At 38.6% G+C, this 14,143-nt stretch carries 13 protein-coding genes; 12 read left to right on the top strand and 1 reads right to left on the bottom strand.

The genetic code is table 11. From position 1 onward, the window contains the following. The first annotated feature begins 58 nt into the window (after positions 1-58). Genes opp3b through BME96_RS17475 form a run of 4 tightly spaced genes read left to right on the top strand, consistent with a single transcriptional unit; the run spans position 59 to position 4,152 of the window. The gene (gene opp3b / locus BME96_RS17490) at positions 59-988 is read left to right on the top strand and encodes an oligopeptide ABC transporter permease (RefSeq protein WP_019377367.1); all 930 of its coding nucleotides are present in this window, start codon (positions 59-61) and stop codon (positions 986-988) included. Beyond that, positions 989-2,149 (top strand): oligopeptide ABC transporter permease, encoded by a 1,161-nt coding sequence (gene opp3C, locus BME96_RS17485; RefSeq protein ID WP_019377366.1) that lies wholly within the window; start codon positions 989-991, stop codon positions 2,147-2,149. 18 nt (positions 2,150-2,167) lie between these two features. Beyond that, a complete protein-coding gene (locus tag BME96_RS17480; RefSeq protein ID WP_019377365.1) occupies positions 2,168-3,220 on the top strand; it encodes an ABC transporter ATP-binding protein in 1,053 nt (350 codons plus the stop codon). Next, a complete protein-coding gene (locus BME96_RS17475) occupies positions 3,220-4,152 on the top strand; it encodes an ABC transporter ATP-binding protein (protein WP_019377364.1) in 933 nt (310 codons plus the stop codon). The genes BME96_RS17480 and BME96_RS17475 overlap by 1 nt, the downstream gene beginning before the upstream one ends. 194 nt (positions 4,153-4,346) lie before the next feature. On the opposite strand, the gene BME96_RS17470 is transcribed toward BME96_RS17475, so the two are convergent. Beyond that, on the bottom strand, positions 4,347-5,966 hold the full coding sequence (locus tag BME96_RS17470) for a long-chain fatty acid--CoA ligase (RefSeq protein WP_071649765.1): 1,620 nt from the start codon (positions 5,964-5,966) through the stop codon (positions 4,347-4,349). 209 nt (positions 5,967-6,175) lie between these two features. Here BME96_RS17470 and BME96_RS17465 point away from each other — a divergent pair, with 209 nt between their 5' ends. The 8 genes from BME96_RS17465 to BME96_RS17430 all read left to right on the top strand — a co-directional run bounded on the left by BME96_RS17465 (position 6,176) and on the right by BME96_RS17430 (position 14,048). After that, complete coding sequence (locus BME96_RS17465) at positions 6,176-7,168, top strand: TAXI family TRAP transporter solute-binding subunit (RefSeq protein WP_060679764.1); 993 nt, start codon at positions 6,176-6,178, stop codon at positions 7,166-7,168. Positions 7,169-7,273: 105 nt separating this feature from the next. Continuing rightward, on the top strand, positions 7,274-7,807 hold the full coding sequence (locus BME96_RS17460) for a DUF1850 domain-containing protein (RefSeq protein WP_019377361.1): 534 nt from the start codon (positions 7,274-7,276) through the stop codon (positions 7,805-7,807). After that, the gene (locus BME96_RS17455) at positions 7,800-9,797 is read left to right on the top strand and encodes a TRAP transporter permease (protein ID WP_071649764.1); all 1,998 of its coding nucleotides are present in this window, start codon (positions 7,800-7,802) and stop codon (positions 9,795-9,797) included. The genes BME96_RS17460 and BME96_RS17455 overlap by 8 nt, the downstream gene beginning before the upstream one ends. 234 nt (positions 9,798-10,031) lie before the next feature. Continuing rightward, positions 10,032-11,393: an MATE family efflux transporter gene (locus tag BME96_RS17450; protein ID WP_019377359.1), complete on the top strand. Its 1,362-nt coding sequence runs from the start codon at positions 10,032-10,034 to the stop codon at positions 11,391-11,393. Then, positions 11,390-11,815 (top strand): hypothetical protein, encoded by a 426-nt coding sequence (locus tag BME96_RS17445; protein ID WP_040956621.1) that lies wholly within the window; start codon positions 11,390-11,392, stop codon positions 11,813-11,815. The genes BME96_RS17450 and BME96_RS17445 overlap by 4 nt, the downstream gene beginning before the upstream one ends. A gap of 1 nt (position 11,816) precedes the next feature. Then, positions 11,817-12,437 (top strand): lysozyme family protein, encoded by a 621-nt coding sequence (locus BME96_RS17440; protein ID WP_019377357.1) that lies wholly within the window; start codon positions 11,817-11,819, stop codon positions 12,435-12,437. Positions 12,438-12,485: 48 nt separating this feature from the next. After that, entirely contained in the window at positions 12,486-12,863 is a 378-nt protein-coding gene (locus BME96_RS17435; RefSeq protein WP_040956619.1) for a RidA family protein, read from the top strand. Positions 12,864-12,878: 15 nt separating this feature from the next. Next, positions 12,879-14,048 carry an iron-containing alcohol dehydrogenase gene (locus tag BME96_RS17430; RefSeq protein WP_071649763.1) on the top strand — a complete coding sequence of 390 codons (1,170 nt, stop codon included), beginning with the start codon at positions 12,879-12,881 and terminating at the stop codon, positions 14,046-14,048. Positions 14,049-14,143 lie beyond the last annotated feature (95 nt).

Here is a 14,143-nt window from a genome sequence, read left to right as displayed (position 1 = left end):
AATATTGAACATTTTATAAATTACAACAAGATTCGACATAAATTCAGGAGGTGCAGAAATGTTTCGTTACATACTACGCCGTATTCTTTATATGGCTGTAACATTGTTCATTATTGCTACCGTATCATTCTTTCTGATGAAGATGCTGCCAGGTAGCCCGTTAAAAGCTGAAGATAAATTAAGTGAAGAACAAAGAGAAATTGTATTAGAGAAATATGGCCTCAATGACCCGGTACCCGTACAATATGTCAGATATATTGGTGGTCTCGTAAAAGGGGATTTAGGAATTTCATTTACATTTGACAATACACCTGTAACCAAAATATTAATGGATCGCATCGGTCCGTCCGCCCAGTTAGGGGCACAGGCACTGTTAATTGGAACATTTTTAGGAATTCTCCTGGGACTCATCGCCGCAATATCACATAATGGGGCACTGGACTATACCTCCACAATACTTGCTGTGTTAGGTACTTCTATTCCATCCTTTGTGTTTGCAGGATTACTGCAGCGCTACCTCGCAGTTGAATGGGAATTGTTCCCTGTCGCATTATGGGGGACGTTTGAACATACCATACTGCCAACCGTTGCATTAATGATTTTCCCAATGGCAACTGCTGCACGTTTTACACGTACAGAAATGATCGAAGTTATGGGTTCCAATTTTATTACAACTGCTAGAGCAAAAGGTGTTAGCGAATATGGAATTATCTTTAAACACGGCCTCCGTAATGCTTTAATCCCACTAGTAACAGTAATGGGCCCGATGGCTGTTAGTCTAATGACTGGTACACTAGTTATCGAGAAAATCTTTGCTGTTCCTGGAATTGGAGAGCAGTTTGTTACATCAGTTATGGTTAATGATTACCCAACAATTATGGGAACAACACTTTTATTTGCTTTCTTGTTTGTTCTAATAATTTTAGTAATCGACCTCCTATATGTATTAATTGACCCTAGAATCAGACTTACAGGAGGGGAGAGCTAAATGGATAACGAAAATAAAAATAATAATAATGTTCCAAAGGATCTTCTTGTTCCTTTGGAAAGAAAAGAAGATACAAGTGATAAAATCTCCCGTCCAAGCAGAACCTTTATGCAGGATGCAAGGAGAACCTTCTTTAAAAATAAATTAGCAATGCTCTGTGTATTCATACTTATAATAATTTCTATTATGAGTATTGTAGGACCGGGGATGAATGACTACGGACTGGATGATCAAGATTTATCCCGTGCGAAAATGCCACCACATGTGCCAGTACTTGAAAAGATTTCTTGGCTAGGCTTTGATGGTACATTAACAGATGAATTTAAAGGTAAAGACATAGAAGAAGCTACGAAAAACGCAGTAGCCAGGTATGGTAATGATGCAGATTTTATTGATATAAAAGAGCTTGATAAGGGAGACGGGAGTGCGAAGTCTGCTGAAGTACAAGCTACGTATCATATTTATGAAGCAAAAGATATGAATGATCAATATTTTTGGCTAGGAACAGACACACTGGGACGTGACCAGTGGACAAGATTGTGGTTAGGTACAAGAGTATCATTAATTATCGCTCTAGTTGCAGCGGCAATTGATTTAGTAATCGGTGTTGCATATGGTGGAGTTTCCGCCTTCTATGGTGGACGAGTTGATAACGTCATGCAGCGAATTTTGGAAGTACTTGTCGGAATACCGAACCTGGTAGTTATACTATTAATGATCTTAGTGCTACAACCAGGTATTCTCTCTATTATTATCGCTCTGACCATTACTGGGTGGATTGGAATGGCCCGTATTGTCCGAGGAGAAATATTGAAGCTGAAAAGTCAGGAATTTGTTCTTGCGGCACGAACCTTGGGAACCTCCAATGGTAAGATAATTAGTCGTCATTTAGTTCCGAATATTAGTGGTATAATTATTATTAATACCATGTTCACTATTCCTAGTGCCATTTTCTTCGAAGCTTTTCTAAGCTTTATCGGACTTGGGTTAGTGCCACCAGAAGCATCACTAGGTACACTAATTAACACTGGATTTGAGAACTTACGATTATACCCTTACTTGTTGGTATTTCCTGCAGTATTAATTTCAGTCATTATGATTACGTTCAACCTTATCGGGGACGGTTTAAGAGATGCATTTGATCCGAAAATGCATAAATAATAAGGTAGGTGTTTTTAAATGAGTAAATTATTGGAAGTTAAAGATTTGAAGGTTTCATTTAACACCTACAACGGTGAAGTACAAGCTGTTCGAGGTGTAACCTTTGATTTAAATAAAGGAGAGACGTTAGCAATCGTTGGAGAATCAGGCTCAGGTAAGTCTGTAACATCCATGGCTCTAATGCAGCTTCTTCCTAAACCACATGGCTATGTGAAATCAGGAGAAATCCTTTTTGAAGGTGAAGATATAGTAAAAAAATCTACTAGAGATATGCAAAAAATCAGGGGTAAAGATATATCGATGGTTTTTCAAGACCCGATGTCTTCCCTAAATCCTACCATGAAAATTGGTAACCAAATCATGGAAGGTTTAATTAAGCATCAGAATATGAATCGTACTAATGCTAGAAAAAAGGCTGTGGAATTGCTGGAACTAGTAGGAATTCCACATCCTGAAACTAGATTAAATCAATATCCACACCAATTCTCGGGTGGGATGCGTCAGCGTGTTGTAGTAGCAATTGCGCTGGCATGTAATCCAAAAATTCTAATTGCAGATGAACCTACAACAGCTTTGGATGTGACCATTCAGGCACAAATTTTAGAACTGATGAAAGATATTCAAAAGGAAACAGATAGTGCGATTATCTTCATTACCCATGATTTAGGTGTGGTAGCAAACGTTGCTGACCGAGTTGCTGTTATGTACGCAGGTAAAATTGTCGAAATTGGCACAACAGATGATATCTTTTATAATGCCAAACATCCTTATACTTGGGGTTTACTTGGCTCTATGCCAACATTGGATAGTGATGAAGAAGAATTATTTGCTATTCCAGGCAGCCCGCCAGACTTATTAAATCCACCAAAGGGAGATGCATTTGCACCAAGGAATGAATTTGCTTTGGAGATTGATACAGTAATGGAGCCGCCAATGTTTAAAGTATCTGATACACATTATGCAGCTACATGGCTATTGCATGAAGATGCTCCAAAAATCGAGCCACCTGAATCTGTGCAACGCAGAATGCAAGGCTTCTCTAATACAGGTTCGAAGGATGGTGAGAAATAATGTCACAAGAAAAGTTACTTGAAGTTAAAAACCTAAAAAAACACTTTAAAGCTGGAAGACATAGAACAATTACTGCAGTAGACGGAGTAACCTTTGATATCTTCAAAGGTGAAACGTTTGGATTAGTTGGGGAATCCGGTTGTGGGAAGTCGACAACTGGAAGAACCATCATTCGTTTATATGAAGCGACAGAAGGTGAAGTGAAGTTTAAAGGCGAAGATGTACACGGGAAGAAATCAAAGAATGAATTGCTGAAATTTAACCGTAAGATGCAAATGATTTTCCAGGATCCTTCTTCTTCTTTAAACCCTCGTATGACTGTAATGGATATTATAGCTGAAGGTATTGACGTTCATAATCTGGCGAAAAATGATAAGGAACGTAAAGCCCGTGTAGAGGAATTATTAGAAGTTGTTGGTCTGAATAAAGAGCATGCAACACGCTTCCCTCATGAGTTTAGTGGTGGACAAAGACAGCGTATAGGTATTGCAAGAGCACTTGCTGTCGAGCCAGACTTCATTATTGCGGATGAACCGATATCTGCTCTTGATGTATCTATTCAGGCACAGGTAGTTAATTTGCTTAAACAGCTTCAGAAAGAGCGCGGATTAACTTATTTGTTTATCGCGCATGATCTTTCCATGGTGAAGTATATTAGTGATCGTATTGGTGTTATGTATTTTGGTAATATGGTAGAGCTTGCAGATGCAGATGAACTGTATCATAATCCAATTCATCCATATACCAAATCATTATTATCTGCTATCCCTTTACCAGATCCAAATTATGAACGTTCACGCAGACGTGTGGCTTATGATCCTACTGTTCACGACACAAGTGAGCAGCCGGAATTTAGGGAGGTTCGGCCACGACATTGGGTGCGCTGTACTTCTAAGGAATTTGAACAATATAAAAAAGAAGCAAATAAATAAGAATAAACAAGGCCCTTGTTCTATTGTAGAACAAGGGTTTTTGATGATAACAGATTAAATTCTGTATACTAACTATTCCCATCTATAATGGGAGTATAATTGCTACTGCTGATTAACTTTGTCGGTGGTGAAAAAATCTCTGTAGCTCACTAATCTTAGGCAGATCTTTACTTGGTTCCCAACACAACAATCTATTAATTTTTTAACCCCAACTGCTCCTTAACTTGTTCACGTAATTCCCGTTTTAAAAACTTCCCTACTGACGTCTTAGGAATTTCATCGAAAAATAGTACGTTATCCGGCAGCCAAAATTTAGCGAATTGTGGGCGCAGATAATTCATAATAGCTTCTTTCATTCCATCTTTTTTATAGCCTTCATTAAGAACAACACAGGCAATTGGCCGCTCCTGCCATTCTGCGTCAGGAACTGCAACGACACTTGCTTCAAAGACAGCCTCATGTGCCATTATAGCGTTTTCAAGATCAACGGAGGAAATCCACTCCCCTCCACTTTTAATTAAATCTTTAGTCCGATCTACAATTTTTATCGTACCTTCTTCGTCAATCGTAACTACATCTCCTGTATGAAACCATCCATCAACAAATGCTTGTTCACTTCGTTCATCTTTGTAATATTCATTTGCTATCCAATTACCACGGACTAGTAATTCCCCCATTTCTTGGTCGTCCCAAGAAATTTCACCACTATTCCCAAGCACCTTCATTTGGAGACCTGGCACTAGAATTCCTTGTCTGGAACGTTCTTTTAACTTTTCTTCATTGGATAAATTCTGCTGGTAACTCTTTAATCGAGATAAAGTAACCAATGGGGTTGTTTCAGTTGCTCCATAAGCATGGAAGAACGGGATATTGAGTTTTTCTTCAAATGCTTTTATTAACCCAAGTGGAGCTGCTGAGCCACCACATAGAACAGCACGGAGACTTGACGTATCGTAAGTGCCTTTCTCCAACTCGCGATATAGAGCTAACCATATGGTCGGTACGCCTGCTGTTATGGTAACTTTAAACTTATCAATGAATTCAGCCAGTCGCTGTGGGGTAAATCTTGGGCCAGGCAGGACCTGTGTTGAACCAAACCATGTACAAGCAAATGGAGTACCCCAAGCATTAACATGGAATTGAGGAACAACAGGCATGGAAACATCCGACTCTGAAATAGCTGCAGAATCAGCTAAGCCAAGTGCGTAGCTATGCAGCACGATGCCTCGATGTGAGTAGGTTACTCCTTTAGGTTTGCCAGTCGTGGCGGATGTGTAGCACATGCCGGCAATTTCATTTTCATCAATGTCAGTGTTAAATGGATAACTTGGATCTCCAGTTTGTAAGAGTTCTTCATAGGAGTATAAAGGGTGGATGGATGAATCGGGAAGTTCAGCTTTATCTGTCATGACAACGTAAGCTTCAACAGTAGTTAAGTGATCTTTAATTTTCTCAATCAATGGGAGGGTATCTTCATCTACAAATAATATTTTATCCTCAGCGTGATTTATAATATAAATAATATGTTCTGGAGCTAAACGGATATTAATGGTGTGTAAGACCGAACCAATGCCCGGAGCAGCAAAATAAATCTCCAAATGACGATGATGATTCCAGGCAAGTGTCCCTATACGGTCTCCCTTGTTCGCTCCGAGTTCTTTCAATACGGACATAAGACGCCTAGTTCGCTGTCCAACATCTTTGTAAGTTAAGTGATGTAACTGATCATGTGTTTGCGAAATAACCTGCTTCTTAGGAAAAAATGTTTCCGCATGTTCCATCATTGCACCAACTATTAACGGGACGTGCATCATATACAACAACTCCTTTAAAATAGTAATAAAAAAGCTTGTATTCATAATATCATATTATTGTAAAAATTATGTACAATTAGTAAAAAAGTATTATTCTATAGTGAGATTTTTCTTAAATTATTAACTATTAGCCCAAGTTATATTGACAACTTACCAGCTTTAAAGGTAAAATAGTTTTACTATAATAAAGATTATAAGGGGGAGTATGGATGAAAAAGAAATCGTTTTCATTTATATTAATGCTAGCGCTTGCATTGCTGTTGGCAGCATGTGGTAGCGGAGATAGTGAGGAAGGGAAAGAAGATGGTGGTTCCTCTGATGGTGGGGATAAGCCGAAATTCCTAAGCATGCTTACTGGAGGCACAAGTGGTACATATTATCCTCTAGGTGGAGAAATGGCCAAAATTATTACAGATGAAACTGATATCCAAACAGATGCATTGTCTTCAAACGCTTCTGCGGATAACGTGGCAGCTCTTGCGGCAGGAGATGCTGAACTTGCCTTTGTACAGACAGATGTAGTAGCAAATGCAATTGAAGGAACAAATTCTTTTGAAGGTAAAGCTGTAGATAATGTTCAAGCGATTGGATCTTTATACCCTGAGACTATTCAGATTGTTACAACAGCAGATTCTGGAATTAAATCTGTTGAAGATCTGAAGGGTAAAACTGTATCTGTTGGTGCACCTGGTTCAGGTACGTATGTTAATGCAGAACAAATTCTTGAAATTCATGATATGTCAATGGATGATATTGAAGCACAAAATCTTGATTTTGGAGAATCCACTGGTGGAATTCAGGATGGCAACATTGATGCCGCCTTTATTACAGCTGGAACTCCAACTGGTGCAGTAGAAGGACTATCTGCTACAGTAGATGTTAGCATTGTGCCAATTGAACAGGATAAAGTAGACGCACTTGTTGAAAAGTATCCATACTATGCTGCAGATACTGTTAAATCTGGTACCTATGGTTTAAAGGAAGATGTGAATACAGTTGCTGTACTTGCAATGCTAGCTGTTGTTGACAGTCTTTCAGAGGATACAGTGTATGAAATTACCAAAGCAATTTACGAAAATACAGGTGATATGGCCCATGCTAAAGCGGAGTTTATTACGAAAGAATCTGGGCTGGATGGTATTGGGATTGATTTACACCCTGGCGCAAAAAAATACTTTGATGAAGTTGGCGTGTCTAAGTAAAGATAAAAAAATATAAGTTTCGTGGCCGGCTAGTAATCCTTTATTGGAGTTTGCTGCCGGTCACTCATTTTTGTATGAAAGACAGATGTAATCTAGGTGAATAAAATGAAGTTTTATCAAAATAAAAAAGTACTTTTTGTAGCCATTCTTTTCATTATTATTGTAGTACTTCTATTATTTGTTCCCTTCCGCACAGCGGTGGTGTTCTATAAAGAAAATACAAACCACATCGAAGCATTCTTACCGATTGATGAGAAAGATACCTTTCAGATCATCTTCAAACACTCTATCCATCTGACAGACGTGGTTGAAAAGTATCAAGTGCTTGGTAATCATGAAATAAAACAATATGAGATCGTTTATGAGCACTTTGGAATTGGAATGCCCTCTAATGCGCAAGAAGGGGAAACGTTTGTATATGAAGATGGTAAATACCATGTGAAGAACTTGGATAATATCTTTCCATATATGAATGTAAGAAATGGAAAGACAGTTTCTGAGAATCGCCTTGTTTGGGGCGTGGATAATGAACATATGGTGTACTTTAATAAGTATTTTAAACCAGGAGCGTGGTTTAAAATTAAAGTCGAAAATCTATCAACTTGGCAATTTTTGAAAGGAGTGAGAATCCGTGAGTGATTCAAAAGATCAGCTAACAGAAGTACATCAAGAGGAACTACTACAAAAATATGATGCTGAATCCAATACTCGAAACCTTGGTGGCATTGCTGCTAAAATTGTCTTTTTCGGGCTGCTGGCTTTTTCCCTTTTTCAGCTTTATACAGGTGCATTTGGCCAATATACGGCCTATATTCAACGGACTGTCCATTTAGGGTTTGCTCTTACCCTTATTTTCTTACTATTTCCGGCGAGAAGAAAAGGGAACAAACGAAAGGTAGCTTGGTATGATTATATTCTTGCATTATTATCTATTCTCGTTTGTGCTTATTGGCCGGTGTTTTATGATACATTAGTTCAACAGATAGGCGGAATTACTCAAGCACAAATGGTTGTCGGTGGTATTGCTATTTTACTAGTGCTCGAGGGTACGAGACGTGCTGTAGGGCTTCCTATAACAATTATTGCGATATTATTTATGGTGTACGCACTATTTGGCCCTAATATGCCTGGTATGCTGGCACATCGCGGATTGAGTCTCGAACAGCTGATTAACTCCATGTTCTTTACAACAGAAGGTATTTTAGGTACGCCACTACAGGTATCTTCTACATATATCTTTTTATTTCTTCTGTTTGGTGCTTTTTTAGTACAGACAGGTGTAGGGAATTACTTTAATGACCTTGCAATTGCTATTGCAGGTAAGCGAACAGGTGGACCTGCAAAAGTGGCCATTTTCTCCAGTGCTTTAAATGGCACGATATCTGGTAGTTCTGTAGCGAATACAGTTACAACGGGCTCTTATACTATCCCAATGATGAAAAAGCTTGGTTACAAGCCTAATTTTGCTGGGGCAGTTGAAGCAGCCTCCTCAACAGGTGGCCAAATTATGCCGCCAATTATGGGTGCGGCTGCATTTCTGATGATTGAATTTGCTGGTGTAGGCTACTGGGAAATTGCGAAGGCAGCGACTATTCCAGCTGTGCTTTATTTCTCAGGAATTTGGATTATGACCCACCTGGAAGCAAAGAGACTTGGTTTGCACGGCTTACCTAAAGAAGAGATTCCTGCCAAAAAAACAGCATTAAAGAAGCTTCATTTATTACTCCCTATTATTGCTATTGTTTTTCTGCTGTTTCAGGGATTCAGTATTGAAAGAACAGCATTACTAGGTATTTTAATTACAGTTATAGTGAGTCTATTCCTGAAGGAAACAAGAATAACTCCGGCAAAGTTTATTGTAGCCCTTCAAGAAGGTGCCAGAACGGCGTTAGGAGTAGCAGCAGCTACAGCTTGCGCAGGGATTATCGTTGGTGTAGTTACTAAGACAGGTTTAGGCTTGAAAATGGGTAATAGTCTTGTAAGTATTGCAGGGTCTATTGCCAGTTCACCAGAAGCTCAGTTGCTATTAACATTGTTCCTGACAATGATTGCTTCTATTATATTAGGTATGGGCTCACCGACGACAGCAAATTATATTATTACTTCTACAATTGCTTTACCTGCAATACTTGCATTAAATGATCAATTGGAAGTGGCAATTCCTGTATTGGCTGGTCATATGTTTGTATTTTATTTTGGTATTGTAGCGGATATAACGCCCCCGGTTGCACTTGCGGCATTTGCGGCAACAGGTATTTCTGGTGGCGAACCGATACGTACAGGAGTAAATGCATCAAAGTTAGCAATTGCAGCCTTTATTATTCCATATATGTTTGTGTTGCAACCGCAATTACTCATGATAGATACGACTTTCTTTGAAATCTTGCTAATTTTACTCACTGCTATTACGGGTATGATTGCTATTGGAGCAGGATTAATTGGTTATTGGTATCGAAAACTTCCTTGGATTGAGCGGATTGCTGCAGTGATAACAGGAATACTCTTAATTTATCCAGAGGGACACACCGATTTGTTTGGTGCAGCAGCATTCATTATTATGATTGCACTCCAGTTCATCTGGAAACGTGATAAAAAAGACAAAGCAAAAGAAGCAAGAGCACAAGCTTAATACACGAATACAGCAAAGGTGATCAGAGATTCTGGTCACCTTTGTTTATGTTCAGGGAAGATAAGGGTAAAGTAGATGGTAGTTTGAATTACCTATAAATATGAATTGCAAGCTTTTTTGAGAAATATGTTTATCATAACGCTATAGAAATACGCTCATTGGATCGGTTTCTTCGTCAAATATAAAAATAATTAAGTTGGATCTCAAGCATTTTATTAGAAAGGAATTGTTAACATGGCAAATCAGCATAATTTTACCCAAGGAAATATACTAAAACAGTTAATATATTTTTCAGGTCCACTTATGCTGACAAATTTGCTTCAAACCTCTTATCAGTTTGCAGATAGTTTATGGATAGGAAATTTGCTTGGGGGAAACGCGTTAGGGGCGGTGGCAGTCTCCAGTACGATCATCTTTACCGTATTATCCTTCGTTATTGGAATGAATAATGCTGCCCTAACAATACTCTCACAGCAAAAGGGGAAGTCACACCAAGAAGGGTTAAGAAGTTACTTAAATGCGTTTGTGGTGCTCTTAACTATTCTTTCTGTTATGTTAGGCCTGCTCGGTTTTCTGCTGGCAGAGCCTCTTCTTATGCTTGTAGGGACTCCGGAGGCCATGCTGGCTAATGCGAAGGCTTACTTACAGTTAAATTTTCTTGGGATTCTCTTCTTGTTTGGTTATAATTTTATCAGTACTGTACTGCGAGCGTTAGGTGATAGTAAAACACCCCTTCGATTTGTAATGATTGCTGTTTTATTAAATATAGTTTTGGATCCTTTGTTTATTTCTGTGTTTAATTTAGGCGTTAAGGGTGCTGCATATGCAACAATTCTTGCTCAGGGAAGTGCATTTATATTTGGTGTCTCCTATGTACTGCGCAAAAAACTAGCTCCTTTTCAAATACCTGAATTTCCTAAAAAGGAAGAAATAAAACTGATTTTCCATCTAGGCATCCCATCTGGTATGCAAATGGCTGTAATTGCTGCAGGAGTTGCAGCAATAATGAGTGCTGTAACTGATTTTGGTGGAGACGTAGTTGCCGGTTTTAGTGCTGCGCAGCGATTAGATAGTTTAATTATGCTTCCTGCTCATGCATTGGGTACGGCGGTTAGTAGTATGGCCGGGCAAAATATAGGCAGCAATAACTGGGAAAGAGTCCGTAAGATCGCCAAGTATGGAGTGTTGTATAACGCAGGTATCATGCTAATTGTCGGTGTGTGTGTTCTATTGTTTGCTGAATATGGAATAAAGTTGTTTATTCAGGATAAGGCTGCAGTTGAATTTGGTACCACGTATTTAACTATTATTGCTTTGTGCTACCCTTTTCTTGGGATTAACTTTATTTTAAATGGTATTGTCCGTGCTTCGGGCGCTATGTATCAGGTCTTAATTTTAAATATTATATCTTTCTGGTTATTGCGTTACCCTCTGGCTGAGATAATGTCCGGTTTATTTGGTGAAATGGGTATAGCAATTGGGATGGGGTTAAGCTTTCTCGTAAGTAGCTTGATTGCTTATATGTATTATCGATTCGGTAAGTGGAAAGAGAAGGAATTATTTTCACGTGAAAAAGCAGGGAGGGAAGAGTATTGAATAAATGGAAACTAGTTAACATAGGAATTATATCCGGTCTGTTTCTCGGTGGTCTGCTTTTTATATTGGAAAAGTGGAGCTCCGAAAAAGTTTACGTACTACTAATGAATGTTGACTATATACCTGTATTAAAAGAAATTCCATTACATCCAGTAGCAGAATTTATTCTTCACCTAATTGTTTCTATCGTTCTTGTCTTCGTGCTTTATTACGGATTAAGCAGATTTAAAAGTGAAAAAAAAGTACTTCTCTATATTGTTATAAATACACTAATAGGTGCTGTATTATTTTTAACTACCAGTTTCTCTGACCGCACCCCTGAGCTTACCGATGGAATGGCATTCTTTTATTGGTTATCAGCCCATTTTATTTATGGATGGCTAGTTGGTAGTTTAATAGTTTTTGTAAAAAGGAATAATTAATATGAAATATAAAAAGAAAACACAAAAGGCATGGAAACATTCACTTTTAATAACTTTTCTCTTATGTATGGTGCTCCTGTTTTTGTCCTTGGTAAGCTATGAACCATTACAGAACAATTGGAATCAGGAGTCATCTGTGAGTGAAGAGGTAATCGCCTATGAACCACTTGTTAAAAAGTATGCGGAAAAGTATGGAATAGCTGATAAAACCCATGTTTTATTAGCAATGATGATGCAGGAATCGGGAGGAAGAGGAAACGATCCGATGCAAGCATCAGAAAGCTTTTGTGGGTCAAGAGGATGCATAGATGACCCTGAGGTATCCATAAAACAAGGAGTCTATTACTTTTCTAAAACACTAGAAGAAGCGGATGGAGATGTAGAATTAGCTGTTCAAGCATATAATTTTGGCAGAGGTTTTATAGACTATGCCGTAAATAGGACAGGTACTTTTACACAAGAAACTGCTATAGCTTTCTCCCAAAAAATGTATAATGAAGATCCTGAAAAAGAGAAATATCGTTGTTTACGTGAAGAGGCGAAAAAATTAGAAGCATGCTATGGGGATATATACTATGTTGAATCTGTAATGGAATATAAGAAGGGTTTAGCGACAGATTAAGTATAGAAATGATATGATGAAAGAAATATATGCATGGGAGGAATGTAAATGTTGAAAGCAATTCATACAGATAACGCACCAGCTGCCCTTGGGCCATATTCACAAGCTATTCAGGCAGGTGACTTTGTTTATGTTTCGGGCCAAATCGGCATTGATCCAAGCAAAGGGGAAGTTGTGGATGGAATTGAAAAACAAACAAAGCAGGTGTTAGCGAATCTACAAGCAATTTTAACAGAAGCAGGTACTGATTTTTCAAAAGTAGTTAAGTTCACGATTTACCTAAACTCCATGGAGGACTTTGCTACTGTGAATGAAATATATGGAGACTATTTGACAGAACCCTACCCTGCAAGAGCGACCGTCGAAGTAAGTCGCCTTCCAAAAGACGTACTTATAGAAATGGATGTTATTGTATACACCAAGTAATAGGAGGCAATATGTGTGGATAATTTTACGTACCAGAACCCGACCAAATTAATTTTTGGTAAAGGCCAAATAGATGCTCTGCCCCAGGAAGTTGAGAAATACGGGAAAAAGGTATTACTTGTCTACGGTGGAGGTAGTATTAAACGAAACGGCATATATGATAATGTAATGAAAAAATTAACTGAAATAGATGCAGAAGTGTTGGAGCTATCCGGTGTAGAGCCAAACCCTAGAATTTCTACGGTCAGAAAAGGTGTGGAAATATGTAAAGAGCAAGGTGTTGAATTCCTCTTAGCAGTTGGCGGAGGCAGTACGATCGATTGTACAAAAGCCATTGCTGCCGGGGCTAAAACAGATGTTGATATGTGGGATATTGTAACCAAAAAGGAAGCAGCAACGGATGCACTTCCGTTTGGTACGATTCTTACCTTGTCGGCCACAGGATCTGAAATGAATCGAGGCTCTGTAATTACCAATTGGGAAACGAATGAAAAGCATGGTTGGGGTTCACCATATACCTCTCCACAATTTTCCATTCTTGATCCGGAACATACGGTGTCTGTTCCAAAGGACCAAACAATCTATGGTATGGTTGATATGATGTCACATGTATTAGAACATTATTTCCACCAAGCAACAAATACACCTATTCAAGATCGTTTCTGTGAGTCAGTGTTAAAAACTGTGATGGAAACAGCACCGAAATTATTAGATGACCTTGAGAATTATGAATACAGAGAAACAATCATGTTGAGTGGAACGTTAGCTTTAAATGATATGCTCAGTATGGGGCTTAGAGGAGATTGGGCTTCCCATAACCTGGAGCATGCTGTTTCCGCTATACATGACATACCTCATGGCGGCGGTCTTGCCATTCTATTTCCTAATTGGATGAAGCATGTGCTTGATGAGACTAACGTAGGTAGATTTAAGCAGTTTGCAATCCGTGTATTTGAAGTGGAGCAAGAAGGCAAAACAGATTTCGAAATTGCAAACGAAGGAATACAAAAACTTAGAGAGTTTTGGAATAGTATAGAGGCTCCGTCTCGTTTGGCTGATTATTCTATTGATGAACAATCCGTAGACGACATGGCAGAAAGAACAGTAATAGCCAGTCCGGAATTCGGTAATTTCAAAAAGCTGACGAAGGAAGATGCAGCAGCTATTTTCAGAGCTAGTTTATAAGTTGCTATATCCGGTTGCGTTACTCGTAGCAACAAATTATGACAAATTATTACCCGGGAAATAATATAGCAGAGAAAATAAAAAGGAACTAGCTG

This window comes from Virgibacillus halodenitrificans (assembly GCF_001878675.1).
Lineage (GTDB): Bacteria > Bacillota > Bacilli > Bacillales > Amphibacillaceae > Virgibacillus_Q > Virgibacillus_Q halodenitrificans.
Note: the sequence above shows the minus strand (reverse complement) of the source record. Positions and strands in the feature narration are given on the sequence as shown.